Source organism: Pseudomonas sp. HMSC066A08 (genome assembly GCF_001813025.1).
Classification (GTDB): domain Bacteria; phylum Pseudomonadota; class Gammaproteobacteria; order Pseudomonadales; family Pseudomonadaceae; genus Pseudomonas; species Pseudomonas aeruginosa.
This window is the reverse complement of record NZ_KV811312.1, coordinates 31,673-54,503: the sequence shown is the minus strand read 5'-3', so window position 1 is coordinate 54,503 and position 22,831 is coordinate 31,673. Positions and strand designations below refer to the sequence as shown.

The 22,831-nt window shown below is 67.7% G+C and carries 23 protein-coding genes; 13 read left to right on the top strand and 10 right to left on the bottom strand.

The window, feature by feature from the left end; genetic code table 11:
* Window positions 1-206: 206 nt before the first annotated feature.
* The 5 genes from HMPREF2886_RS19445 to desA form a co-directional block, all read right to left on the bottom strand.
* Window positions 207-1,178: a GGDEF domain-containing protein gene (locus tag HMPREF2886_RS19445; protein WP_033972830.1), complete on the bottom strand. Its 972-nt coding sequence runs from the start codon at window positions 1,176-1,178 to the stop codon at window positions 207-209.
* A gap of 112 nt (window positions 1,179-1,290) precedes the next feature.
* Window positions 1,291-2,253: a LysR family transcriptional regulator gene (locus HMPREF2886_RS19440; protein ID WP_073649689.1), complete on the bottom strand. Its 963-nt coding sequence runs from the start codon at window positions 2,251-2,253 to the stop codon at window positions 1,291-1,293.
* A gap of 52 nt (window positions 2,254-2,305) precedes the next feature.
* A complete protein-coding gene (gene speB / locus HMPREF2886_RS19435; RefSeq protein WP_033977394.1) occupies window positions 2,306-3,262 on the bottom strand; it encodes an agmatinase in 957 nt (318 codons plus the stop codon).
* Between the two features lie 55 nt (window positions 3,263-3,317).
* Entirely contained in the window at window positions 3,318-4,703 is a 1,386-nt protein-coding gene (locus HMPREF2886_RS19430; RefSeq protein WP_033972833.1) for a sodium:solute symporter family protein, read from the bottom strand.
* Between the two features lie 228 nt (window positions 4,704-4,931).
* Window positions 4,932-6,110 carry a delta-9 fatty acid desaturase DesA gene (desA, locus tag HMPREF2886_RS19425; protein WP_033972834.1) on the bottom strand — a complete coding sequence of 393 codons (1,179 nt, stop codon included), beginning with the start codon at window positions 6,108-6,110 and terminating at the stop codon, window positions 4,932-4,934.
* Window positions 6,111-6,281: 171 nt separating this feature from the next.
* Between desA and HMPREF2886_RS19420 the strand changes: the two genes are divergently transcribed.
* The 6 genes from HMPREF2886_RS19420 (at window position 6,282) to HMPREF2886_RS19395 (ending at window position 12,938) form a co-directional block, all read left to right on the top strand.
* Window positions 6,282-8,564, top strand: a complete 2,283-nt coding sequence (locus HMPREF2886_RS19420) for a putative bifunctional diguanylate cyclase/phosphodiesterase (RefSeq protein WP_070748114.1) — start codon at window positions 6,282-6,284, stop codon at window positions 8,562-8,564.
* A 163-nt stretch (window positions 8,565-8,727) separates the two neighbouring features.
* Complete coding sequence (oscA, locus tag HMPREF2886_RS19415; RefSeq protein WP_003084246.1) at window positions 8,728-8,910, top strand: sulfur starvation response protein OscA; 183 nt, start codon at window positions 8,728-8,730, stop codon at window positions 8,908-8,910.
* A gap of 176 nt (window positions 8,911-9,086) precedes the next feature.
* Window positions 9,087-10,085 (top strand): sulfate ABC transporter substrate-binding protein, encoded by a 999-nt coding sequence (locus tag HMPREF2886_RS19410; protein ID WP_003084243.1) that lies wholly within the window; start codon window positions 9,087-9,089, stop codon window positions 10,083-10,085.
* Between the two features lie 161 nt (window positions 10,086-10,246).
* A complete protein-coding gene (cysT, locus tag HMPREF2886_RS19405; RefSeq protein WP_003084241.1) occupies window positions 10,247-11,065 on the top strand; it encodes a sulfate ABC transporter permease subunit CysT in 819 nt (272 codons plus the stop codon).
* 10 nt (window positions 11,066-11,075) lie between these two features.
* Complete coding sequence (cysW, locus tag HMPREF2886_RS19400) at window positions 11,076-11,945, top strand: sulfate ABC transporter permease subunit CysW (RefSeq protein WP_033972836.1); 870 nt, start codon at window positions 11,076-11,078, stop codon at window positions 11,943-11,945.
* A gap of 3 nt (window positions 11,946-11,948) precedes the next feature.
* A complete protein-coding gene (locus tag HMPREF2886_RS19395) occupies window positions 11,949-12,938 on the top strand; it encodes a sulfate/molybdate ABC transporter ATP-binding protein (protein ID WP_003084237.1) in 990 nt (329 codons plus the stop codon).
* Between the two features lie 13 nt (window positions 12,939-12,951).
* Here HMPREF2886_RS19395 and HMPREF2886_RS19390 read toward each other — a convergent pair whose 3' ends face one another.
* On the bottom strand, window positions 12,952-13,650 hold the full coding sequence (locus HMPREF2886_RS19390) for an ArsR/SmtB family transcription factor (RefSeq protein ID WP_070748112.1): 699 nt from the start codon (window positions 13,648-13,650) through the stop codon (window positions 12,952-12,954).
* A gap of 93 nt (window positions 13,651-13,743) precedes the next feature.
* Between HMPREF2886_RS19390 and HMPREF2886_RS19385 the strand changes: the two genes are divergently transcribed.
* Together HMPREF2886_RS19385 and HMPREF2886_RS19380 are read left to right on the top strand one after the other, a co-directional pair.
* Window positions 13,744-14,496 (top strand): sulfite exporter TauE/SafE family protein, encoded by a 753-nt coding sequence (locus HMPREF2886_RS19385; protein ID WP_039027388.1) that lies wholly within the window; start codon window positions 13,744-13,746, stop codon window positions 14,494-14,496.
* Between the two features lie 170 nt (window positions 14,497-14,666).
* On the top strand, window positions 14,667-15,425 hold the full coding sequence (locus HMPREF2886_RS19380) for a metalloprotease LoiP (protein ID WP_033972838.1): 759 nt from the start codon (window positions 14,667-14,669) through the stop codon (window positions 15,423-15,425).
* Window positions 15,426-15,464: 39 nt separating this feature from the next.
* Here the strand turns inward: HMPREF2886_RS19380 and HMPREF2886_RS19375 are convergent, their stop codons facing one another.
* Window positions 15,465-15,980: an Mpo1 family 2-hydroxy fatty acid dioxygenase gene (locus HMPREF2886_RS19375; RefSeq protein ID WP_003084225.1), complete on the bottom strand. Its 516-nt coding sequence runs from the start codon at window positions 15,978-15,980 to the stop codon at window positions 15,465-15,467.
* 76 nt (window positions 15,981-16,056) lie between these two features.
* Here HMPREF2886_RS19375 and HMPREF2886_RS19370 point away from each other — a divergent pair, with 76 nt between their 5' ends.
* From HMPREF2886_RS19370 to HMPREF2886_RS19355, 4 genes are all read left to right on the top strand, one after another.
* Window positions 16,057-16,743: a Crp/Fnr family transcriptional regulator gene (locus HMPREF2886_RS19370; RefSeq protein ID WP_003128506.1), complete on the top strand. Its 687-nt coding sequence runs from the start codon at window positions 16,057-16,059 to the stop codon at window positions 16,741-16,743.
* Between the two features lie 108 nt (window positions 16,744-16,851).
* Window positions 16,852-17,622 (top strand): hypothetical protein, encoded by a 771-nt coding sequence (locus tag HMPREF2886_RS19365; RefSeq protein ID WP_070748110.1) that lies wholly within the window; start codon window positions 16,852-16,854, stop codon window positions 17,620-17,622.
* A 162-nt stretch (window positions 17,623-17,784) separates the two neighbouring features.
* Window positions 17,785-18,999 (top strand): cyanate transporter, encoded by a 1,215-nt coding sequence (locus HMPREF2886_RS19360; protein WP_070748108.1) that lies wholly within the window; start codon window positions 17,785-17,787, stop codon window positions 18,997-18,999.
* Between the two features lie 49 nt (window positions 19,000-19,048).
* Window positions 19,049-19,981: a LysR family transcriptional regulator gene (locus tag HMPREF2886_RS19355; protein WP_058017062.1), complete on the top strand. Its 933-nt coding sequence runs from the start codon at window positions 19,049-19,051 to the stop codon at window positions 19,979-19,981.
* Here HMPREF2886_RS19355 and HMPREF2886_RS19350 read toward each other — a convergent pair.
* Genes HMPREF2886_RS19350 through HMPREF2886_RS19340 form a run of 3 tightly spaced genes read right to left on the bottom strand, consistent with a single transcriptional unit; the run spans window position 19,978 to window position 21,152 of the window.
* The gene (locus HMPREF2886_RS19350) at window positions 19,978-20,262 is read right to left on the bottom strand and encodes an antibiotic biosynthesis monooxygenase family protein (RefSeq protein ID WP_033977404.1); all 285 of its coding nucleotides are present in this window, start codon (window positions 20,260-20,262) and stop codon (window positions 19,978-19,980) included. The two genes, HMPREF2886_RS19355 and HMPREF2886_RS19350, sit on opposite strands and share 4 nt — an antisense overlap.
* A 33-nt stretch (window positions 20,263-20,295) precedes the next feature.
* On the bottom strand, window positions 20,296-20,703 hold the full coding sequence (locus HMPREF2886_RS19345; protein ID WP_033972843.1) for a cupin domain-containing protein: 408 nt from the start codon (window positions 20,701-20,703) through the stop codon (window positions 20,296-20,298).
* 11 nt (window positions 20,704-20,714) lie between these two features.
* Window positions 20,715-21,152, bottom strand: a complete 438-nt coding sequence (locus HMPREF2886_RS19340; RefSeq protein ID WP_003106260.1) for a carboxymuconolactone decarboxylase family protein — start codon at window positions 21,150-21,152, stop codon at window positions 20,715-20,717.
* A 126-nt stretch (window positions 21,153-21,278) separates the two neighbouring features.
* Between HMPREF2886_RS19340 and HMPREF2886_RS19335 the strand changes: the two genes are divergently transcribed.
* Window positions 21,279-22,700, top strand: coding sequence for a MocR-like pyridoxine biosynthesis transcription factor PdxR (locus HMPREF2886_RS19335; protein ID WP_033972844.1), 1,422 nt, complete (start codon window positions 21,279-21,281; stop codon window positions 22,698-22,700).
* The last annotated feature ends 131 nt before the right edge of the window (window positions 22,701-22,831 follow it).

The window sequence follows — 22,831 nt, the reverse complement described above, 5'->3', positions numbered from 1 at the left end:
CCGCCACGTTTCAGAAGTCGTTATTTCCCACGCTTTATAACGCGTGGGTAATAAACAGTAAAATATTCGCAATAAACCTAAAAAGAATTAATTATTCATATTTAATATCTTTAAGGAATATTGTACCGCAGCCGCGACCTACCGGTCGCCTCCCCAAAGAGGTATTCCGTGGCGCCGTCGACAAAACGGAAACGTTTGCCCAGCGGTCAGCCCACGACGATGCAGTCCTTGCCCTGGCGCTTGGCCGAGTACATCGCGGCGTCGGCCCGGCTGTAGAGGGCGCCGAGCCCCTCGTCATCGGCCTGGAGGACCGTCAGGCCCTGGCTGACGGTGATCCCGAAGCTGTGCTCGCCCTCCTGGAAGCGCAGGCGTTGCACCTCGCGCTGCAGGCGTTCGCCGATCTGACGCGCGGTCTGCTCGTCGCAGCCGGGCAGCAGCACGGCGAACTCCTCGCCGCCGATCCGCCCGAACAGGTCGCCACGGCGCAGCGCGGCACTGCCGCTCTGGGCGATACGCTGGAGGACCTGGTCGCCGACCTGGTGGCCGAAGCGGTCGTTGATCTTCTTGAAGTCATCGACGTCCAGCAGCAGGAACGCCAACGGTATCCCCTCGCGGCGACACTCCTTGAAGGCCGCCTCGGCACTGTCGAAGAAATAGCGACGGTTGCTGCTCTGGGTCAGCACGTCGGTGGTGGCCAGCCGTTGCAGCTCGCTCTCCATGTGCTTCTTGTCGGTGATGTCCTCGGCGATGCCCACCACCATCAGCGGCAGTCCCGCCTCGCCCTGGCGGCTGACGAAGCACTTGTCGTTGAGCCAGCGGACCTCGCCGTCGCCGCGCACGATGCGGTATTCGCGTTGTTCCACGGCGCCACGCTCGAGCACCTGCCGCAGGCTGCTGTCGGCGTAGTCGAGGTCGTCCGGGTAGATGCTGTTGCGCCATTCCTCATAGTCCGCCAGCAGCAGTGCCGCGGAACGGCCGAAGATTTTCTCGTAGGCGGGACTGACGTAGACCATCCGCCGGTTCTGCCAGTCGTAGGCCCAGAGCACCGAGTTGACGCTGGCCAGCAAGGCGCTGAAGAGTTGCTCGCGCTCCTTCAGCCGGGCCACTTCGGCACGGCTGTGCAGCAAGGCCAGCGCGGCCTCCTGCGGGTCTTCGGGAATGCCGGTTAGGTCGTCCATGGATCGTCGCTCTGCTCGCGGAACGGGTTCGACCGCCAACTTAGCGCAGGGGTCGCGGCGATACAGAAATGCCCGCCGAACGGCAGGAAAAGCCTCTGGCCAGTGCGCTCGATCACAATTGCCGAGCGATGCCGTTCGTATTCGCCGGAACCTGCACGCCCAGTTGTTTCTGCGCCTCGAACAGCGAGCGCAGGAACAGGGTCAGGGTCGGTCGTTCTTCGTGCCCCTGGCGGGTAATGCAATGGAATTCCGAGTCGTAGGCCAGTTGCCGTGGCCGGATCGCCCGCATGCGCCCTTCGGCGACCCAGGTGGCGGCGTAGTGCGTCGGCAGGTAGCCGATGTAGGTGCCGCTGAAGACCAGGGTAGCGATGGCCTCCATGGTGTAGGCGTCGGTCCCCTGGTTGAAGCGCAGGTCGTGCGGGCGATGGTTTTCCGCCATGTAGCCGCGGCCGACATAGTCGGCCGCGCAGATCTCGTCCAGCGTCGGCTCGTCGCCCGCCCGGGCGAAGAAGGGGTGCGCGCTGCCGCAATAAAGGTTCTGCTCCTCGCGGAACAGGGGTTGGTAGTAGAGCCCGGACAACCGGTGGTGAAAGGCCCCCACCGCCAGTTGCAGGCGCTCTTCCAGCACCGCGTGCTCGAGTTCGTCGGGACGCCGCGTGTGCAGCTTGAGCAGCACCTCCGGGGCGCGCTGGCGAAACAGCCGGATGGCCAGCGGCAACGGCAGGCAATGCTGGCCGATGACGCCATCGACGCAACCCAGGTGCAACGCCTCGCGATCGCGCCCGCCGAGGCCGCGGACCTGCTCGCGGAAACGGGCGATGTCGCTGAACAGGCCGAGCGCGGCGTCGTATAGCTCCTGCCCCTCCTCGGTCAACTGGAAACCGCCGTTGCCGCGCCGGCACAGGGAATAGCCCAGGCGCACCTCCAAGTCGCGCACCAGCACGCTCAGGCGCGACAGGCTGGTGTTCAGGCGAGCCTGGGCGGCAGTGAAGCCGCCGGCCTCGACGATGGCGCAGAAGGTGCGCAGCATGCGCAGGTCGATGTCGTTGAGGTTGCCCAGCATTCCCGCCCCCATGGCGTTCGGTCCGCCTTCGTTATAGCGCCAAAGCCAGGCCGGCGGAACGCCGTCAGGCGCTTCGCGCGGCCGACTCGGCAAGCAGGCAGAGCAGTTCGAACATCATGGTCGCCCCCACCAGCGCCGTGGCGCCGCCGACATCGAACGGCGGCGAGACTTCCACCACGTCGGCACCGACCAGGTCCAGCCCGCGCAGACCGCGGACCAACTGCTGGGCCTGGAGGCTGGTCATGCCGCCGATCTCCGGGGTGCCGGTGCCGGGCGCGAAGGCCGGGTCGAGCACGTCGACGTCGAAACTCACATAGGTCGGCCCTTCACCCACCACCCGCCGCGCTTCGGCCAGGGTCGCCTCGACGCCCAGTTCGACGAACTCCTCCATGTGGATCACGCGGATGCCGCACTCGCGCGCGAAAGCGTCGTCGTCCGGCGAATACACCGAGCCGCGGATGCCGATCTGCACCGTGCGCCGCGGATCGAGCAGACCTTCCTCGATGGCCCGGCGGAATGGCGTGCCGTGGGTGTAGGGGTTGTCGCCGAAATAGCGGTCGTTGGTATCGGAATGCGCATCGAAATGCACCATGCCCAGCGGCCGCTCGCGCCCCAGGGCGCGAAAGATCGGCAGGGTCACCAGGTGGTCGCCACCGACCGACAGCGGCAGGGTGCCGGCGGCATGGACCTGGCGATAGAAGCCTTCGATGCGGCGCAGCGAATCGAGCAGGTCGATGGGATTCACCGGCGCGTCGCCGAGGTCGCCGACCCGTACCAGGTCGTAGGGCGCGATGCGGCTGACGTGATGCACCTTGCGCATCAGGCTGGACAGGTTGCGCACCTCGCGCGGGCCATGGCGGGCACCGGCTCGGTTGGTGGTGCCGCCGTCCCAGGGCACGCCGATCAGGCCGACCTGCACCGCCGCCGGGTCGGTGAACGCCGGCAGGCGCATGAAGGTCGGGATGCCGGCGAAGCGGGGAATCTCGGCGGCGTCGAGGGGCTGCGGATGGTCGTTCGACATGGGGCGTCTCCGTGTGGCAGGAAGAAAGCGCCGGGCGCCGCCCGGCGCGGTGGGTTCATTCCGGCTGGGCTCGCAGGCTGGCGGCAGGACGAGTGGCCAGGCTGACCGCGACGAAGGTCGCCAGGCTGGCCAGCAGGCCGTAGACGATCGGCGAGTTGGCGAGCAGGCCGTCGCGGGCCATGCAGGCGATCACCGCCAGGCAACCGGCGACGATGCTGGCGATCGCCCCCTGCGGACTGGCCCGGCGCCACAGCAGCGCGCCGACGATCGGCACCAGCAGGCCGCCGACCAGCAGGTTGTAGGCGATGCTCAGGGCCGCGATGACATCGTTGACCAGGCACGCCAGGACCAGCATCGCCACCCCCATCAGCAGGGTGATGCAACGGCTCAGGCGGATGTCGCTGGTGGTACCGGGGCGCAGGAAGCGCGCGTAGATGTCTTCCTGCAGCACAGTGGCCGCCGCCAGCAGGCACCCGCTGGCGGTGGACATGATCGCCGACAGCGCGGCCGCCACCACCAGGCCGCGCAGGCCCGGCGCCAGTACCTCGCGGGTGATCTCGGCGTAGGCGTTCTCCGGCACTGCCAGGTCCGGCAGGAGGACCCGCGCCGCCGCGCCGATCAGCGCGCAGGCGGCGCCGTAGAGCATGCAGTAGATGCCGGCGCCAAGCCCGGCGTAACGCACCACCGTCTCGCTGCGCGCGGTGAATACCCGCTGCCAGATGTCCTGGCCGATCAGCGCGCCGAAGAAGTACAGGAGGAAGTAGGTGAGGATGGTATCCAGGCCGATGTGGCCGAGGTCGAAGAAGCCCGCCGGCAGCACCTCCTGCATGCGCGCCAGGCCACCGGCGCCATCGATCGACAACGGCAGCAGGACCAGGAAGATACCGACGGTCTTGATCACGAACTGGATGATGTCGGTCAGCGTAAGCGACCACATGCCGCCGATCACCGAATAGACGATGACGATCCCGCCACCGCAGAGGATCGCCGGGATCCGCGGGATGCCGAATACCACTTCGGTGACCGAGCCGATGGCGATGGTCGCGGTGACCGCCACCATCAGGTCGTAGGCGACCATGACCACCCCACCGATCAGGCGCGAGGAGGCCTGGTAGCGCTGCTCCAGCACCTGGGTCACGGTGAACACCCGCAGGCGCGCGATCTGCCGCGAGAACACCAGGCTGAGGACGATGATCCCCAGGCCGAGCATGAACACCAGCCACAAGCCGGACAGGCCGAACTGGTAGCCGAGCTTGACCGTACCGATGGTCGACGCGCCGCCGAGCACCACCGCGGCCATGGTTCCCAGGTAGAGGCCGGGGCCGAGGCGGCGTCCGGCGACGAGGAAATCGCTCTGGCTCTTCGCCTTGCGCATTCCGTACCAGCCCAGGCCCAGCATGGCCAGGGCGTAGACCAGCATGATCAGGTAATCCAGCAACATCGCCCGCGCTCCTTTTCTTGTTGTTCTGCGTGACGCCCGGCGTGGCGCCTGGGCACGCCGAAGATAGGCCGGGCGCCGCCCGGGCTGAATCCCGGATCGGGCAAGTCGACTTGCGGAGGAAGAAAAGTATCGGCGGGGCGTCGCACTGGCGACGCCGAAACGCAACGCGCCGGCAGGAGCCGGCGCGTTGCAGAGGCGGCTGACGCACCCGCGAGGGCGCGCCAGGCGTCAGGCGGGACGCAGCGAGTAGGTCTTCAGTTGCGCGGCGAACTCCTTCAGCGACTGGATACCGCTGGCTTCCGCCTCATGCACCCAGTCCTTGATCGCCGCCAGCATGTCGTGGCCGTTGGCGCTGGTCTTGGCCCAGATCTGCTGCAACGCCAGGCGCTTCTCGTAGATCACCTTCAGCGCCTGGCTGTGGGCGAGCATCGAGTCGATGCGCACGTGGTGGCGGTCCTGCAGCAGGCTGGTCTCGCGCGACAGCAGGCGCTTGGCGCGGCGGAACAGGTGGCGCACCGACTCGTCGGCCTTGGCCACCTCCTGCTTGACCAGCGGCGCGATCACCAGCTTGCGGTACTGCGCCATGATCTGGAAGCGGTTGTTGAGGATCGCCATGGCGGTGTCCATGTCCAGGCTGTGCTTGCCCTCGACCCGATGGGCGATCGGCGCGACCCGGGCGACCCTGGCCAGGCGCAGGAAGCTGAACAGCTTGATCCAGGCCCAGCCCAGGTCGAATTCCCACTTCTTCACCGATAGCTTGGCCGAGTTCGGGTAGGTGTGGTGGTTGTTGTGCAGCTCTTCGCCGCCGATGAGGATGCCCCAGGGCACCAGGTTGGTGGCGGCGTCGCGGCATTCGAAGTTGCGATAGCCGACCGCGTGGCCGAGGCCGTTGACCACGCCGGCGGCCCAGAACGGAATCCATGCCATCTGCACGGCCCAGACGGTCAGGCCAAGGGCGCCGAACAGGGCCAGGTCGATGAGCGCCATCAGCACCACGCCGCCGATCGGGAAGCGCGAGTAGAGATTGCGCTCGACCCAGTCGTCCGGGCAGTTCTTGCCGTAGATGCGCAGGGTGTCCTGGTTCTTCGCCTCGGCCTTGTACAGCTCCGCGCCTGCGCGCAGGACGGTGAACAGGCCCTTGTGCACCGGGCTGTGCGGATCCTCGACGGTCTCGCACTTGGCATGGTGCTTACGGTGGATCGCGGTCCATTCGCGTGTGTTCATCCCTGTGGTCAACCACAACCAGAAACGGAAGAAGTGCTGCAGCGCGGGGTGCAGGTCGAGTGCACGGTGGGCGGAATAGCGATGCAGGTAGACGGTCACGCTGACGATGGTGATATGCGTCAGCACCAGGGTAACTGCCACCAGTTGCCACGGCGACAGGTCGAGAAAACCGTTGAACCACATAGGCGGTACTGAACCTCGGGGGGATTTGGGAGTGATGAGGGCCTTGTCTGACAAAACCTGGGGGCATTATCACCAAGCGGCTGGGGATTACCATCCGTTCTTTTAGATATGAACAGGGCCGGATGGCCATCATTTATACTGCCCGGCCAATAATTGCCCACTGAAAATCCCATGAGCCCCCGCCTGAGTGCCCTTCGCCTGAGCCTGGCTTATCTCGCAATCGCCATCGCCTGGGCGTTCCTGAGCGATCATTTGTTACAAAACCAGGTCCAGGACCACGACCAACTGGTGTTCTGGATGACCGCCAAGCGGCTGTTCTTCTTCGCCGCAACCGGCCTGCTCCTGTACCTCTACCTGGTACGCCAGTTCCGCCGCAAGGCCCAGGCCTACGACGAACTGCACGGCAGCGAGCAGCGCCTGAACCGCGCCCTGGAAGCGGTGCGCGACGGACTCTGGGATTGGGACCTGGTGACCGACCGGATGTTCGTCTCGCCGGGCTACGCCGCGCTGATCGGCCTCGCTCCGGAGGAACTCGGCGACCCCATCGAGACCTGGAAGAAGCGCCTGCACCCCGAAGAGTACGCCACCGTGCTGGAGGCCCACCGCAACCACCTGCAGGGCCTGACCGACAATCTCGACCACATCTACCGCCTGCGCCACAAGGACGGCGACTACCGCTGGATCCACTCGCGCGGCCGGGTCCTCCGCAACGCCCTGGGCAAGCCGCTGCACTATACCGGCGTGGCCCGCGACATCACCCTGCAGCGGCTCAAGGAAGACCACCTGCGCCAGGCCGCGGCGGTATTCGACAGCACCCGCGAGGGCGTTCTGGTCACCGACGCCCAGGCGGTGATCGTGCACGTCAACCCTTCCTTCGAGCGCATCACCGGCTACCGTTCCGAGGACGTGCTCGGCAAGACCCCGGCGATCCTCCGCTCCGGCCGCCAGGACCAGGCGTTCTACCAGCGCCTGTGGCTGGCCCTGCGCGAGCAGGACGTCTGGAGCGGAGAAATCTGGAACCGTCGCAAGAGCGGCGAGATCTACCCGCAGTGGCTGCACATCCGCGCGGTGCGCAACGACCAGGGCCAGCTGACCCACTACGTCGGGGTGTTCTCCGACCTGAGCAGCATCAAGCGCTCGGAGAACGAGCTGGACTTCCTCGCCCACCACGACTCGCTGACCGGCCTGCCCAACCGCGTGCTGCTGCGCGAGCGCATCGAGCAGGCGCTGGAGAACGGCAAGGACCGGACGGTGGCCGGGGCCCTGCTGCTGATCGACCTCGACCACTTCAAGCACATCAACGACAGCCTCGGCCATACAACTGGCGACATGCTCCTCAAGGAGGTCAGCAAGCGCCTGCAACACCAGCTCGACGAGCGCTGCCTGCTGTCGCGACTGGGCGGCGACGAATTCGCCATCCTCGTCGAGAACGACGACCCGGAAGCCGTCGCGCGACTCTCGCAGCGCATCCTCGACGGTTTCAACGCGCCGTTCGACATCCACTGCCAGCCGATCTATATCAGCGCAAGCCTCGGTGTCAGCCTCTACCCGGAAGACGCCAGCGACGTCGACCACCTGATGCAGCACGCCGACGCCGCGCTGTTCCAGGCCAAGGACAGCGGGCGTAACGCCTACGCCTTCTACACCCGCGTGCTGACCGCCCGGGCCCGCGCCCATGTCCAGGTGGAATCGGCCCTGCGCCATGCGCTGGAGCACGACGAACTGCGCGTCCACTACCAGCCGGTGCACGACCTGGCCAGCGGACGGATCGTCGGCGTCGAGTCGCTGGTGCGCTGGCAGCATCCCGAGCGCGGCCTGGTGCCGCCAGGCGAGTTCGTCCCGGTGGCGGAGGAATGCGGGCTGATCGCCGCGCTGGACAACTGGGTGCTCAAGCGTGCCTGCCGGCAGATGCGCGAATGGCAACAGCGCGGCGTCGAACTGGAGTTCGTCGCGGTCAACGTCTCCAGCCGGCTGTTCAACCGCGGCGGCCTGGAGGAAAGGATCGCCAACGCCCTGGAAGAGTCCGGACTGGAGCCCCGCTACCTGGAGCTGGAAGTCACCGAAAGCGCGGTGATGGAGGACTTCGAGCAGTCCCTCAACCTGCTCTGCCGCCTGCGCATCCTCGGCGTGAACCTGGCCATCGACGACTTCGGCACCGGCTATTCCTCGCTGATGCGCCTCAAGCGGCTGCCGGTGCACAAGCTGAAGATCGACCAGGGCTTCGTCGCCGGCCTGCCCGGCGCGGTGGACGACGCCGCGATCGCCCGGGCGATCGTTGCCCTGGCGCAAAGCATGGGGCTGCGGGTGGTTGCCGAGGGCATCGAGCACCAGGACCAGGCGCTGTTCCTGCGCGAACATGGCTGCGACTTCGGCCAAGGCTACTGGTACGGACGGCCGCAACCGGCGGAAGCGCTGCGCTTCGACCTGCAGCCCGTGGCGCTGCCGGAAGACTGAGCCTGGCGGCGAAGCCGGGCCGCTTCGCCGCCTTATAACCACTTTACCTATAAAGATTCTTAAACAATATTTTTAAGAATATTGCCCACTGCTTACTATGCACCTCACGCCGCCTCCACTTCGTCGAGCAACGCGGCACCTCGAGCCACAGGAGCAGAGACCCATGAGCGCAACCCTCAGAAGCCTGGATGGCCAGGACGAAGCCACCATCCTGCGTGAAATCCAGAGTGCCCTGCGCGGCCTGCGCTTCGGCGCCGTCGAGATCACCGTGCACAACGGCCAGGTGGTGCAGATCGAGCGCAAGGAAAAATTCCGTCTGCAGCAACCGGCCGTCAAGCAGGCCTGAAACACACGACCCGACTGGACCACCGGAGGCGTCTCGCCATGAACATCCGTTCGATACCCCATCCGCACCGGTACTGCAGCTGTCGGCCGCGAATGCGCGCCTGACGCCCCGTGTTCCCGTCGTTCCGCCAACACCCCATTAGAACAATCGAAACAGCACACACCTAGGAGCTGCACATGTCCCTTCGTCGTTTCGCCCTGGCCGCACTCGCCAGCGCCCTGGTCTCCGGCCCGGTTGCCGCAGCCACGCAACTGCTGAACGTTTCCTACGACCCGACCCGCGAGCTGTACCAGGCCTACAACGCGGCCTTCATCAAGCACTGGAAGGCCCAGGGCGGCGAGGACCTGACCGTCCAGCAGTCCCACGGTGGCTCCGGCAAGCAGGCCCGCGCGGTGATCGACGGGCTCAAGGCCGACGTGGTGACCCTGGCCCTGGCCGGCGACATCGACGAACTGCACAAGCTCGGCAAGCTGCTGCCGGCCGACTGGCAGGCACGCCTGCCGGACAACAGCACCCCCTACACCTCGACCATCGTGTTCCTGGTGCGCAAGGGCAACCCCAAGGGAATCAAGGACTGGGGCGACCTGACCAAGGAAGGCGTGGAAGTCATCACGCCGAACCCGAAGACCTCCGGCGGCGCGCGCTGGAACTTCCTCGCCGCCTGGGCATGGGCGAAGAAGCAGTACGGCAGCGACGAGAAGGCCAAGGACTACGTGCAGGCGCTGTACAAGCATGTGCCGGTGCTCGACACCGGCGCCCGCGGCTCGACCATCACCTTCGTCAACAACCAGATCGGCGACGTGCTGCTGGCCTGGGAGAACGAGGCGTTCCTGGCGAAGAAGGAACAGGGCGGGGAAAACTTCGAGATCGTCGTACCCTCCATCTCCATCCTCGCCGAACCACCGGTCGCGGTGGTCGACAAGGTGGTCGAGAAGAAAGGCACCCGCAAGGTCGCCGAGGCCTACCTGCAGTATCTGTACAGCGAGGAAGGCCAGCGCATCGCCGCGCAGAATTTCTACCGGCCGCGCAACCAGAAGGTCGCCGCCGAGTTCGCCACGCAGTTCCCGAAACTGAACCTGGTCACCGTCGACTCCGATTTCGGCGGCTGGAAGACGGCCCAGCCGAAGTTCTTCAACGACGGGGGCATCTTCGACCAGATCTACCAGGCGCAATGATCGCGACGGCAGACCCGTCGCCCGAACCACGGCCCCTCTCCCAGACCCACTCCCGGACGGGCGAGGGGGCTAGCAGGCCCGGTCCCGTACCGGGCCCACTGCCGGAAGGAACCGGCACCGGGAGAGCCACCAAGCGTTCCAACGCAGAGTAAGGACAGAACATGTCACGACGCATTTCCCCGGTCATACCCGGCTTCGGGCTGACCCTGGGATACACCCTGGTGTACCTCAGCCTGCTGGTCCTGATCCCGCTGGGGGCCATGTTCCTCAAGACCACCCAGCTCAGCTGGGAGCAATTCTGGGCCATCATCAGCGCGCCGCGGGTGCTCGCCGCGCTCAAGCTGAGCTTCGGCACCGCGCTCGCCGCCGCCGTGCTCAACGGCTTGATCGGCACGCTGCTGGCCTGGGTCCTGGTGCGCTACGAATTCCCCGGACGGAAGATCATCGATGCCATGATCGACCTGCCCTTCGCCCTACCCACCGCCGTCGCCGGCATCGCCCTCACCGCGCTCTATGCGCCGGCCGGCCTGGTCGGCCAGTTCGCCAGCGACCTCGGCTTCAAGATCGCCTATACCCCCCTGGGGATCACCCTGGCGCTGACTTTCGTGACCCTGCCGTTCGTGGTCCGCACGGTGCAGCCGGTGCTCGCCGACATTCCCAAGGAAGTCGAGGAAGCCGCCGCTTGCCTCGGCGCCAGGCCGCTGCAGGTGTTCCGCCATATCCTCGTGCCGGCTCTGCTGCCGGCCTGGCTGACCGGTTTCGCCCTGGCCTTCGCCCGGGGCGTCGGCGAATACGGCTCGGTGATCTTCATCGCCGGCAACATGCCGATGAAGACCGAGATCCTGCCGCTGCTGATCATGGTCAAGCTGGACCAGTACGACTACACCGGCGCCACCGCCATCGGCGTGCTGATGCTGGTGGTGTCCTTCATCCTGCTGCTGCTGATCAACCTGCTGCAGCGTCGCATCGAAACCCCGTAAGGAGGGCGCCATGTCCAGTGCAAGCATTTCCGCTGCCACCGCCAGCGCCTCCCGCCGCGGCACCGCCGGCGGCCGCCTGGCCCTGATCGTCCTGGCCTGGCTGGTCTTCGCCCTGTTCCTCCTGCTGCCGCTCTACGTGGTCCTGAGCGAGGCGCTGAAGCAGGGTTTCGGCACCTTCTTCGAGGCGATCCTCGAACCCGACGCGCTGGCCGCGCTGAAGCTGACCCTGATCGCGGTGGCCATCTCGGTGCCGCTCAACCTGCTGTTCGGTGTCGCCGCCGCCTGGTGCGTGAGCAAGTTCGAGTTTCGCGGCAAGAGCATCCTGGTGACCCTGATCGACCTGCCATTCTCGGTCTCGCCGGTGATCGCCGGCCTGATCTACGTGCTGTTGTTCGGCGCCCAGGGCTACTTCGGCGAATGGCTGGGCGACCACGACATCCAGATCGTCTTCGCGGTGCCCGGCATCGTCCTGGCGACCATCTTCGTCACCGTACCCTTCGTCGCCCGCGAGCTGATCCCGCTGATGCAGGAGCAGGGAACCCAGGAGGAGGAGGCCGCCCGCCTGCTCGGCGCCAACGGCTGGCAGATGTTCTGGCACGTGACCCTGCCGAACATCAAGTGGGGCCTGATCTACGGCGTGGTGCTCTGCACCGCGCGGGCGATGGGCGAGTTCGGCGCGGTGTCGGTGGTTTCCGGGCATATCCGCGGCGTCACCAACACCCTGCCGCTGCACGTCGAGATCCTCTACAACGAATACAACCACGTCGCCGCCTTCAGCGTCGCCAGTCTGTTGCTGCTGATGGCGCTGGTCATCCTTCTGCTCAAGCAGTGGAGCGAATCCCGCATGTCCCGACTGAAAAGCAATGCTGACGAGGAATGAACCATGAGCATCGAAATCCGTAACGTCAGCAAGAACTTCAACGCCTTCAAGGCCCTGGACGACATCAACCTGGACATCCAGAGCGGCGAGCTGGTGGCCCTGCTCGGCCCCTCCGGGTGCGGCAAGACCACCCTGCTGAGGATCATCGCCGGGCTGGAAACCCCGGACGCCGGCAACATCGTGTTCCATGGCGAGGACGTCTCGCAGCACGACGTGCGCGACCGCAACGTCGGCTTCGTCTTCCAGCACTACGCGCTGTTCCGCCACATGACGGTGTTCGACAACGTCGCCTTCGGCCTGCGCATGAAGCCCAAGGGCGAGCGGCCGGGCGAATCCGCGATCAAGGCCAAGGTCCACGAACTGCTCAACATGGTGCAGCTCGACTGGCTCGCCGACCGCTATCCCGAGCAACTCTCCGGCGGCCAGCGGCAGCGTATCGCCCTGGCCCGCGCGCTGGCGGTGGAGCCGAAGATCCTGCTCCTCGACGAACCCTTCGGCGCCCTCGACGCCAAGGTACGCAAGGAACTGCGCCGCTGGCTGGCACGCCTGCACGAGGAGATCAACCTGACCTCGGTGTTCGTCACCCACGATCAGGAAGAAGCGATGGAAGTGGCCGACCGCATCGTGGTGATGAACAAGGGCGTGATCGAGCAGATCGGCTCGCCCGGCGAGGTCTACGAGAACCCGGCCAGCGATTTCGTCTACCACTTCCTCGGCGACTCCAACCGCCTGCAACTGGGCAACGACCAGCACCTGCTGTTCCGCCCCCACGAAGTGTCGCTGTCGCGTTCCGCGGTGGCCGAGCACCGCGCCGCCGAGGTCCGCGACATCCGTCCGCTGGGGGCGATCACCCGGGTAACGCTGAAGGTCGACGGCCAGGACGAACTGATCGAAGCCGAAGTGGTGAAGGACCACGACAGCCTGGCCGGCCTGGCCCGCGGCGAGACCCTCTACTTCAAGCCGAAGGCCTTCCAGCCGGTGGCCAATCTCTGATCCCGCGGCGGGTTCAGCCCGCCGTGCGTTCCGCCAGGCCGCGCAGTCCCGCGCGGCCCTTCGGCGACACCTGCAACGCCCGCGAGCCGTCCTGCGGCCGCAACCAGCCCTGGTGCAGACAGGCCTCCAGCAACGCCGCCCCCAGCGCGCCGCCGAGGTGCGGCTTGCGTTCGCTCCAGTCGGGGCAGGCGCAGGCGAACTGCCGACGGCGGCGACGGACCTCCACCAGGTCGATCCCCAACCCGGCCAGCCCGGCCTCGCCGGTCGCGCTCAGGCGCAGCGTCCTGCCCTCCTGCTCGATCCAGCCGGCATCCAGCATCCGTGCGAACACACCGACCGAGAGTTCGCCGGCCAGGTGGTCGTAGCAGGTCCGCGCCTCGCGCAACGCCGACGGCGTGCCGTGGCTCGGCGGCAGGCTGCGCCGCTGCGGCTGCAGGGCCAGGGAGGCGCTGGCCAGCGCTTCCACCGCCTGTCCCACTTCCGGCCCGGCCAGGCGATAGAAGCGATTGCGCCCGCGCGCTTCCAGGCTCAGCACTCCGCCCTCGACCAGCCGCCCCAGGTGGCCGCTGGCGGAGGACGGCGAGACGCCCGCCAGTAGCGCCAGCTCGCTGGCCGGGCGGGCACTGCCATCCATCAGTGCCCAGATCATCTGCGCGCGGCCGGGATCGGCGAGCAGCGCCGCCAGCGAACTGAAGCCGGGATTGAATTGCATGCTTCACCTCCGGATGAAACGTTGCCTGTCGACGACGAGAGATACTGGCCGCCATCGCCCGCTCGCGCCAGCCCGAGACAAGGAAAAGCCCGCATGTCCGTCGACCTCCACGCCCTGATCCCACTGATCGCCCTCACCTTCCTTCTCGCCGGCTTCGTCAAGGGCGTGGTCGGCCTGGGCCTGCCGACGGTCTCGGTGGGCCTGCTCGGCCTGGCCATGCCGCCGATGCAGGCGGCGGCACTGCTGATCGTACCGTCGATGGTGACCAACCTCTGGCAGCTCGCCTGCGGCCCGCGCTTCCTCGGCTTGATGAAACGCCTGGCCGGCCTGCTGCTCGGGGTGATCGTGGGCACCCTGCTGGTCGGCGCATGGCTCGGCGGCGACGCGCCAAGGCAGGCCACCGGCGTGCTCGGCCTGGCCCTGGCGGCCTACGCGCTGCTCGGCCTGGCCGCGATCCCGCTGCACCTGCCGGCACGCCACGAGCCCTGGGCCGGCCCGCTGGTCGGGCTGGCGACCGGCGCGCTGACCGCGGTCACCGGGGTTTTCGTGATTCCCGCGGTGCCCTACCTGGGTGCCCTAGGATTGCAGCGCGACGAACTGGTCCAGGCCCTCGGCCTGTCGTTCAGCGCCTCGACCCTGTCCCTGGCGGTCACTCTCGGCGTGCATGGCGACCTCCTCGAACCGCAGATGCTCGGTGCCTCGTTGCTGACCCTGGTCCCGGCGCTGGGCGGGATGCTCCTCGGCCAGTGGCTGCGCCAGCGGATCAGCGCGACGCTGTTCAGGCGCTGCTTCTTCGTCGGTCTCCTGCTGCTCGGCGCCGACCTCGCCTGGCGCGGTTTCCACTGACGCCAGGGACGCATTGCGCACCCGCCAGGGCGGGCCTGCGGCCTTCGCGGGACTTCCGACGAACGGCACAAGCCGCTATCATCCGCCGCCGCGCGACCGCCAACGGCGCGCGGCACCGGGCGGAACACGCCCGTCCGGCACGGAACGCCACCTATCGCAAGGAGCACACGATGAAGACCCGTCTTTCCCTTTCCGCCCTGGCCCTCGCCTGCGCCGCCCTGGCCGGCTGCCAGAACCTGCCCCAGGGGGACCTCATGCAGCACGGCATGATGGCGGTGAAGGCTGCCACCCTGAGCGACGCCGAGGTCCGCCAGGTCGCCGACCAGGCCTGCGCCGAGTCCGACCAGCAGAACCGCATCGCCCCGGCCAACAGCAAGTACGGCCAGCGCCTGGACAAGATCGCCAAGGCCCTGGGCGACCAGATCGACGGCGTGCCGGTGAACTACAAGGTCTACCTCACCGAGGACGTCAACGCCTGGGCCATGGCCAACGGCTGCATCCGCGTCTACAGCGGGCTGATGGAGCTGATGAGCGACAACGAGATCGAAGGCGTGCTCGGCCACGAGATGGGCCACGTCGCCCTCGGCCACACCCGCAAGGCCGCCCAGACCGCCTACGCGGCCGCCGCGGTGCGCGGCGCCGCCGGCGCCTCGAAGAGCGGCACGCTGGCCGCCCTGTCCGGCTCCCAGCTGGGCGAACTCACCGAATCGCTGATCAACGCGCAGTTCTCCCAGTCCCAGGAATCCGACGCCGACGATTTCTCCTACGAGCTACTGAAGAAGCGCGGAGTGAACACCCAGGGCCTGGTCACCGCCTTCGAGAAGCTGGCCAAGCTGGGCGGCGGCGACAGCAGCATGTTCGATTCGCACCCGGGCTCCCAGGCCCGCGCCGATCACATCCGCCAGCGCATCGCCGCGGATCGCAAGTAACGCTCCGGACCCGGTCTCCCGCGCTCGCGGGAGATCCTCTCACGCCGCCCGCTTGTGCTCGCGAATGCAGGTCGGGCCGGCGCGCTCCTCGACCTCGCGCTGCACGTCGCCGCGCAGCCCCAGCAGAAAGGCCAGTTCCGCCAGCACGAAGAGCGGACCGACGATCAACCCGCTGAGATCGTCGACGAAGGCCGGCTTGCGCCCTTCGTAGTAATGACCGACGAACTGGATGATCCAGCCGACCACGAACAGGCCGACGCCCCAGCCCAGCCAGGCCGCGGTAGTCCCCGCCGCCAATTGCGCAGCGCCCCACACCGTCAGCGCCAGCAGCGCCGTCATGGCCGCGCCGAAGCGCAGGTCCAGGCGCAGGTAGAACAGCGCCGCGGCGAGCGCCAGCAGCAGCGCCGGAGACAGGCCGAACCCCAGCGCCGGCCGCGCCAGCAACACGGCGATGGAGAGGACGATCATCGGAATGCCGATGAAATGGCTGAAGATGTTGCGCCGGTCGCGGTGGTAGGCGGCGTATTGCGCAAGGTGATCGACTAGGGTTTTCATTGTTGTGGGTCTCACGCCAGGGTTCTCGCATCATCGCGCCGCCCCGGTTTTCCACTCTGTCAGCTAGACGACAAACATGAACGAGCGTACCGACTACCGTTCGCAACTCCAGGCCGGCCGCTGGTTCCAGGGTTTGCCGGAGGCCTTGCAGACGCACCTGCTGGCACTCGCCCAACCGCGCCAGTTGCCGCCGGGCCAGCGCCTGTTCGCCCGCGGCGACGCGCCCTGCGGACTGTACTGCGTGGTCGAGGGCGCAATCCGTATCAGCGCGGTCAGCGAGAACGGCAAGGAGGCGCTGCTGATCCTGGTGGAAGCGCCGCACTGGTTCGGCGAGATCGCCCTCTTCGACGGCCAGGCGCGCACCCACGACGCCTACGCCGAAGGCCACACCCAGCTACTCCAGGTACCGCAGGCGGCGCTGCTCGAACTGCTTCGCCGCGAGCCGCACTACTGGCGCGACATGGCCCTGCTGATGAGCCACAAGCTGCGCCTGGCATTCATCGCCCTGGAAGAGATGGCCCTGCTGCCGGCCGCACAACGCCTGGCGCGGCGCCTGCTGATGCTCGCCGAGGGCTACGACAACAGCCGCAGCCGGCAGGTCCTGCACCTGCCGCAGGAACAGCTGGCATTGATGCTGTCGCTGTCACGGCAGACCACCAACCAGATCCTCAAGGACCTCGAAGCCCAGGGCATCCTCCAGCTCAGCTACGGCGGCATCGAGATTCTCGACCTCGCCGGCCTGCGCGCGGCCACCCACGGCTGAGCGCGAATCACACTTTCGAACGCTTGCAGGCGCACGATGGCCGGCTACCGTGTGCAGGGCACCTACCCTCGGTGCGGATATCCATAACGACAACAACAGGATCTCCCCATGCCCCGTCCTGCCCTTTTCGCTGTCCTCTGTGTTTACTGCCTGCTGCTGGCGCTGCCGGCGCGCGCTGCCCTCGACGACCAGCAACGTGCCCTGCAACAACTGCAGGTCCAGGCCTGTCGCGCAGTGGGCAGCCTGTTGTTGCTGCGCGGCGAGGGTTTCCAGGAACATCACGCGGCGCAACTGGAGAAGGACCTCGCCAGCCTCGATCGGGCGCTCACCGCCGCCCCCGAGGGGGTGCTCCTGCGGCAAGGCGAAAAGACGCTGGTGGCGCGCATCCGTGAAGGCGCGGCCTACGGCCCCCGCGAAGAGGACCTACCCTGGCGCTACCCGCAGCAACTGAGCCGCGCCCTGCGTGACTTCCTCAACCTGGTGGAACGCCAGGTGCCGCCGCCCCCGCCAGGCCAGCCCCTGCCGCTCTGGCAGTTGCCGGTGCGGGTCGAGTACCTGTCCCTGCAATACCTGGCGCGCGCCTACCTGGGCGGGCTGGAGACTGCCCGCGAGCAGCCCCGGGACTATCTCGGCCAGGACGAGAGCGTGCTGGTCCCGCTGATCGACCGGCGCATCACCCTGCTGGTGGCGCAAAGCGCCAACCCGGCGGGACTGAAGAAACTGGAAAACCGCTGGGAGTACCTGAGCCAGGCCCTGCGCGACCTGAACAGCAAGAGCAGCGCGCTGGTCAGCGCTTCCGGCAGGCCCTGGGCGCCGATCATCGTCGACCGCCACGCGCGGGCCCTGAGCGAAAGCCTGATGCGCTTGAGTGCGGAGTGAGACCACGCGCCGCACGGGGCGGATAACCTCGCGACTCGCCACGCTGCGCCAGCGTCCGCCCCGACTCCCTGGCCAGCGCATTTTTTCGAATCCGCCCTGCGGATTTTGATTTGCCGCCACGCCCTGGCACAGGCGCAATGGTGCTCCCGAAAGGAGATCGCCATGCCCACTGCCAACCCACCCGGCCGCACTCTCTGGCTGATGGCCGCCATCGTCCTGGTCGGCCTCAACCTGCGGCCCTCCATGGCCGCCGTCGGCCCACTGCTGAACGCCATGCGCGGCGAGATCGCATTCAGCTTCGACGACGTCTCGCTGCTGACCGCCCTGCCGGTGCTGACCCTCGGCCTCGGCATGTTCTTCGGCCTGGGCATCGCCCGCCGCGTCGGCGAGTGGCGTTCGGTGGCCCTCGCCCTGCTGCTGATCGGCGCCGCCAGCGCCCTGCGCCTGGGCAGCCGAGGCCTGCCCGACCTGCTCGGCAGCGCCATGCTCGCCGGCCTCGGCATCGCCCTGATCCAGGCGCTGATGCCGGCCCTGATCAAGGCCCGTTTCGGCGCGCGCACGCCGCTCTGCATGGGGCTCTACGTCACCGCCATCATGGCTGGCGCGGCGCTGTCCGCCAGCGCCGCGCCGACCCTGGCGGAGCACGCCGGCTGGCGGCTCGGCCTCGGTGCCTGGGCGGCGCTCGCCGCGCTCGCGCTGCTGGCCTGGTGGCTGCAACCCGGCACCCGCCTGCGCCTGCCCGACGCGCAGCCCGGCAGGAGCCTCCTGCGCTATCCGCGGACCTGGCTGCTGATCCTGTTCTTCGGCCTCGGCACGGCCTGCTACACCTGCGTGCTGGCCTGGCTCGCGCCCTATTACCTGGAACAGGGCTGGAGCGCCCAGGAATCCGGCCTGCTGCTCGGTTTCCTGACGGCCATGGAGGTGCTCTCCGGGTTGCTCGCGCCGGCCCTGGCCAGCCGCTCGCAGGATCGCCGCCCGGTGCTGGGCGGGCTAGCGGCGCTGATGCTGGTCGGCTTCCTCGGCCTCGCCTGGGCGCCGACCAGCCTGCCGCTGCTCTGGGCACTGTGCCTCGGACTGGGCATCGGCGGGCTGTTCCCCATGGGGTTGATCGTCTGCCTCGACCACTTCGACGCGCCGCAACGCGCCGGTCAACTGGCTGCCCTGGTACAAGGCGCCGGCTACCTGATCGCCGGGGTCTCGCCGTGGATCGCCGGGCTGCTGCGCGACAGCCTCGGCAGCTTCACCGGCGCCTGGCTCGGGCTGGCCGCGGTGGCGGCGCTGCTACTGGGGCTGGGCCTGCGCTTCGACCCGCGGCGCTATGCGGCACTGTTCGCCGAGCGACAACCACAAGGCGTCGGCGCCGAAAGCTTGCGCTGAGGAAAGGGACGGGTTCTGATGGCGCTCCCGACGCCGTCAGGACGCCCCGATGCTGATCGCCAACGGCCTGCGCAAGGTCGACATGCAGGACCTGCTGGTCTTCCTCCAGGTCCACCAACGACAGAACCTCGTCGAGGTCGCCGAACACCTGAGCCTCAGTCCGTCGACGGTCAGCTACTGCCTGAAGAAGCTACGCCAGGCCTTCGACGACGAGCTGTTCATCGCCACCCGCAGCGGCATGCAGCCGACCCACAAGAGTCGCGCCATGCTGCCCCACGTGGAGGAAATGCTCGCCCGCATCAACGCCTGTCACGTCGCCCAGGGCAGCTTCGACCCGCGTGGCGAGCCGCGTACCTTTACCCTCTGCGCGCCGGAATACGTCGAGCTGCTGATCCTTCCGGCACTCCTGCGACGGCTCGCCGCCAACGGCCCGAGGATCGGCCTGGACATCCGCCGCCTGGGTCCCGAACTGCCCACCGAGGCATTGCTCGACGGCCAGGTCGACCTGGTCTTCGACTTCGGTCCCGAGTACCACCGACCGGCACCGGAGCTACAGGCGCTCGCCCTGTTCAGCGACGAGCTGCTCTGCGTGCAGGATCGTGCCCAGCCGCGCAGCGAGCGCCTGGAGCTGGACGAGTTCTGCCGGCGCCGCTTCGTCTTCCCGACCCCGCTCGACGCCAGCAACGCCAACCTGGTGGACACGTGGCTGCGACGCCAGGGCCGCAGCCGCGAGGTCGCCGCGCGCGCCAACAGCTACGTCGCCGCTCTGCAACTGCTGTCGGGCAGCGACTTCGTGCTGATGCTGCCGCGGCGTATCCATGCACTGCTCGACGATGGCCGCCATCACGCCTGCCTCGCACCGCCCGGGCTGCCGCCGTTCGCCCTGCACCTGTCATGGAGCCGCGCCGCCGACCAGGACCCGGCGAACCTCTGGCTGCGCGAGCAGGTACTGATCGTCTGCGCCGAGCTGGGTTTGCTCTAGCCTGCGTCATCCTGCACTTCGAGGCTCGCCGCCAGGGAGCGCCAGAGCACTTCGGCGAATACCTGCTGGATGCCGCCGGCCAGGTAGTCGAACATCTGCTGCGCTTCCCGCCACTGGCTGCACACCAGCCAGAGATCCGGCTCCAGGGCGTCCCTGCGTACCTGGTACTCCAGGCAACCCGGCGCCTCCCGCCCCGGTTCGACCAGTTGTTGCAAGCGCAGGCCAAGCCGTTCCGACTGACCGTTGCGCGCGCGAATACGGATGACCTGGCTGGCGCTCATGACGGACGCTCCTCCGGGCGAACGAGCGACGCCTCAGCGGGCGCCGCGCTCCAGTGGCTTGAGGATCGGGTCGCCCTCCTTGAGCAACTCCCAGACCAGCAACTTGGCCGGCTTCATCGGATCGGGATTGCGTGCCAGCAGGTGCGGCACGTTCGCCGGCTCGTACCAGCTCTGGCCCACCGTGTAGGTCTCCACCGGGCCGCCTTCCAGTTGCGTCTGCACGGTGCCTTCGAGCACGTAGACGAACACCGAGCCGGGATGCACATGGGGCGCGGAGACCTGGCCGGGCTTGAACGACACCGTCAGCATCAACCCACGATGGCCGGGAATCTCGGCCAGGGCCTGGTCGTGCAGGGTTTCCACCTTCTCCGCAACATGGGCGCTGGCCAGCGTCGGCAGCGCGGCGAGCAGCAGGCAGGCGATCGATCGATTGGCCTTCATCACCGTCCACCTCATTCCGGTTGCATGCCCATGCCGACGCCGAAGCGGTTCCAGGCGTTGATGGCCGAGACCGCCAGGGTCAGTTCGGCGATCTCCTTGTCGTCGAAGTGCTCGCGCAGTTCGTCGAGCAGGCCGTGCGGCAACGCCCCCTGGCTGAGGCGGGCGAGTTGCTCGGTCCAGGCCAGGGCAGCGCGCTCGCGCGGGGTGAAGTAGGGGGTTTCCTGCCAGACGCAGAGCGCTTGCAGACGCTGCTCGGTCTCGCCGGCCTTGCGCGCGTCGTTGGCATGCATGTTCACGCAGTAGGCGCAACCGTTGATCTGCGAAGTGCGCAGGTAGACCAGTTCGATCAGCGGGCGCTCCAGGCCGGCCTTGGCCAGGGCCTTTTCCAGGCCGAGCATGGCGGCATAGGCGTCGGGGGAAGCTTTGGCCCATTCGAGGCGGGTGGTCATGGCGAATCTCCTTGGCGGATTGGCAGCCGCGAGAGTGGAAAGCGGCGCGGCATGGGGTAACACTAAGCCTGCCTTTGGCTTCCACGAAGAGCCAATTACCAGAAATACCAGGTAGCCAATTTCGCCATGGAACTGCAACTGATCCTCGACGGCCGCCACGACCTGGTCGGCCAGCTCTATCGCCAGCTGCGCGACGCGATCCTCCACGGTCGCCTGGCCACCGGCGATCGCCTGCCAGCCACGCGCTACCTCGCCGAACGCCTGGAAGTGTCGCGCAAGACCGTCAGCGAAGCCTACGAGCGCCTCGCCAGCGAGGGCTTCCTCGAAGGCCGGGTCGGCAGCGGCACCTTCGTCGCCCGCGGGCCCACCGCGGAAGCGCCGCCGCAGCGCGCCGACGGTCCGCTGCGGCCGGCCGCACGCTGGGCACGCATCGAACCGCAGTCCGGTCTGATGGACCAGCAGGCGCCGCTCCGCTACAGCTTCGCCGGCGGCACGACCGACAAGCGCCGCTTTCCCTTCGATACCTGGCGTACCTGCGTGCTCCAGGCGCTACGCCTGCAACAGCGCTCGCCGGCGTTCTACAAGGAAACCGAAGGCGACCCCGAGCTGCGCCTGGCGATCTCCCGCTACCTGGCGATCAACCGCGCCGTGCAGTGCGACTGGAACGCCCTGATGGTCACCCAGGGCGCCCAGCAGGGGCTCGACCTGCTGGCCCGGGTGATGCTCGACCCCGGCGACCTGGCGGTGGTCGAGGAACCCGGTTATCCGCCGGCCCGCGCCAGCCTGCTGGCCGCCGGCGCCGAGGTGCGCGGAGTGCCGGTGGACGCCGAGGGGCTGCGCGTCGACCTGCTGCCGGACAACGCCAAGCTGGTCTACGTCACCCCGTCGCACCAGTTCCCGCTGGGCATGCCGATGAGCCTGGAGCGGCGCCTGCGGTTGCTGGACTGGGCGCAACGCCACCGGGCGCTGATCATCGAGGACGACTACGACAGCGAGTACCGCTTCGACGGGCGTTCCCTGGAGTCGCTGCGCAGCCTCGACCGGAACGGCCAGGTGGCCTACCTAGGGACCTTTTCCAAGACCCTCTTCCCCGAGCTGCGCCTCGGCTACCTGCTGCCGCCGGCGAGCCTGCGCGAAGCGGTGCTGGCGGCGCGCAAGCTGGTCGACCGGCACAGCGAGACCTTGCAGCAACGCGCCCTCGCGCTGTTCATCCAGCGCGGCGACTTCGCCCGCCATACGCGCCGCCTGCAACGCGAATACGCCCAGCGTCGCGGGCGCCTGCTGGAACGCCTGCACGGCGACCTGAGCCCCTGGCTCGAAGCGCTGCCGGCGGTGGCCGGGATCCACCTCGCGGCGCGCTGTCGCGAACCGCTGGATGTGCTGCGCATCGCCCGTCATTTGCGCCAGCAAGGCCTGGAGGTCGGCACCCTGCCGCCCTTCTACGCGGAAACCCCGGCACAGGCCGGCTTCCTCTTCGGCTTCGGCTGCATCGAACGGGACGACATCGACCCGGCGTTGGACCTGTTGCGCGCCGAGCTGCGGCGCTAGGCGCGCTTCCGCCCATCCACGGCCGGCAACTCGGCGGCGCGCACGCAGGTGCCGATATCCCCGGCCAGAGGCTCGATTGCAACCGCGCCCCATGCCCAGCGGCGCATGACGCGTTGCGTTATCCGCCCTAC

Excerpts from the sequence above, each read along its gene's own strand:
- HMPREF2886_RS19445 (WP_033972830.1), bottom strand. The coding sequence starts at position 1,178 with ATGGACGACCTAACCGGCATTCCCGAAGACCCGCAGGAGGCCGCGCTG.
- HMPREF2886_RS19440 (WP_073649689.1), bottom strand. The coding sequence starts at position 2,253 with ATGGGGGCGGGAATGCTGGGCAACCTCAACGACATCGACCTGCGCATG.
- speB (WP_033977394.1), bottom strand. The coding sequence starts at position 3,262 with ATGTCGAACGACCATCCGCAGCCCCTCGACGCCGCCGAGATTCCCCGC.
- HMPREF2886_RS19430 (WP_033972833.1), bottom strand. The coding sequence starts at position 4,703 with ATGTTGCTGGATTACCTGATCATGCTGGTCTACGCCCTGGCCATGCTG.
- desA (WP_033972834.1), bottom strand. The coding sequence starts at position 6,110 with ATGTGGTTCAACGGTTTTCTCGACCTGTCGCCGTGGCAACTGGTGGCA.
- HMPREF2886_RS19420 (WP_070748114.1), top strand. The coding sequence starts at position 6,282 with ATGAGCCCCCGCCTGAGTGCCCTTCGCCTGAGCCTGGCTTATCTCGCA.
- oscA (WP_003084246.1), top strand. The coding sequence starts at position 8,728 with ATGAGCGCAACCCTCAGAAGCCTGGATGGCCAGGACGAAGCCACCATC.
- HMPREF2886_RS19410 (WP_003084243.1), top strand. The coding sequence starts at position 9,087 with ATGTCCCTTCGTCGTTTCGCCCTGGCCGCACTCGCCAGCGCCCTGGTC.
- cysT (WP_003084241.1), top strand. The coding sequence starts at position 10,247 with ATGTCACGACGCATTTCCCCGGTCATACCCGGCTTCGGGCTGACCCTG.
- cysW (WP_033972836.1), top strand. The coding sequence starts at position 11,076 with ATGTCCAGTGCAAGCATTTCCGCTGCCACCGCCAGCGCCTCCCGCCGC.
- HMPREF2886_RS19395 (WP_003084237.1), top strand. The coding sequence starts at position 11,949 with ATGAGCATCGAAATCCGTAACGTCAGCAAGAACTTCAACGCCTTCAAG.
- HMPREF2886_RS19390 (WP_070748112.1), bottom strand. The coding sequence starts at position 13,650 with ATGCAATTCAATCCCGGCTTCAGTTCGCTGGCGGCGCTGCTCGCCGAT.
- HMPREF2886_RS19385 (WP_039027388.1), top strand. The coding sequence starts at position 13,744 with ATGTCCGTCGACCTCCACGCCCTGATCCCACTGATCGCCCTCACCTTC.
- HMPREF2886_RS19380 (WP_033972838.1), top strand. The coding sequence starts at position 14,667 with ATGAAGACCCGTCTTTCCCTTTCCGCCCTGGCCCTCGCCTGCGCCGCC.
- HMPREF2886_RS19375 (WP_003084225.1), bottom strand. The coding sequence starts at position 15,980 with ATGAAAACCCTAGTCGATCACCTTGCGCAATACGCCGCCTACCACCGC.
- HMPREF2886_RS19370 (WP_003128506.1), top strand. The coding sequence starts at position 16,057 with ATGAACGAGCGTACCGACTACCGTTCGCAACTCCAGGCCGGCCGCTGG.
- HMPREF2886_RS19365 (WP_070748110.1), top strand. The coding sequence starts at position 16,852 with ATGCCCCGTCCTGCCCTTTTCGCTGTCCTCTGTGTTTACTGCCTGCTG.
- HMPREF2886_RS19360 (WP_070748108.1), top strand. The coding sequence starts at position 17,785 with ATGCCCACTGCCAACCCACCCGGCCGCACTCTCTGGCTGATGGCCGCC.
- HMPREF2886_RS19355 (WP_058017062.1), top strand. The coding sequence starts at position 19,049 with ATGCTGATCGCCAACGGCCTGCGCAAGGTCGACATGCAGGACCTGCTG.
- HMPREF2886_RS19350 (WP_033977404.1), bottom strand. The coding sequence starts at position 20,262 with ATGAGCGCCAGCCAGGTCATCCGTATTCGCGCGCGCAACGGTCAGTCG.
- HMPREF2886_RS19345 (WP_033972843.1), bottom strand. The coding sequence starts at position 20,703 with ATGAAGGCCAATCGATCGATCGCCTGCCTGCTGCTCGCCGCGCTGCCG.
- HMPREF2886_RS19340 (WP_003106260.1), bottom strand. The coding sequence starts at position 21,152 with ATGACCACCCGCCTCGAATGGGCCAAAGCTTCCCCCGACGCCTATGCC.
- HMPREF2886_RS19335 (WP_033972844.1), top strand. The coding sequence starts at position 21,279 with ATGGAACTGCAACTGATCCTCGACGGCCGCCACGACCTGGTCGGCCAG.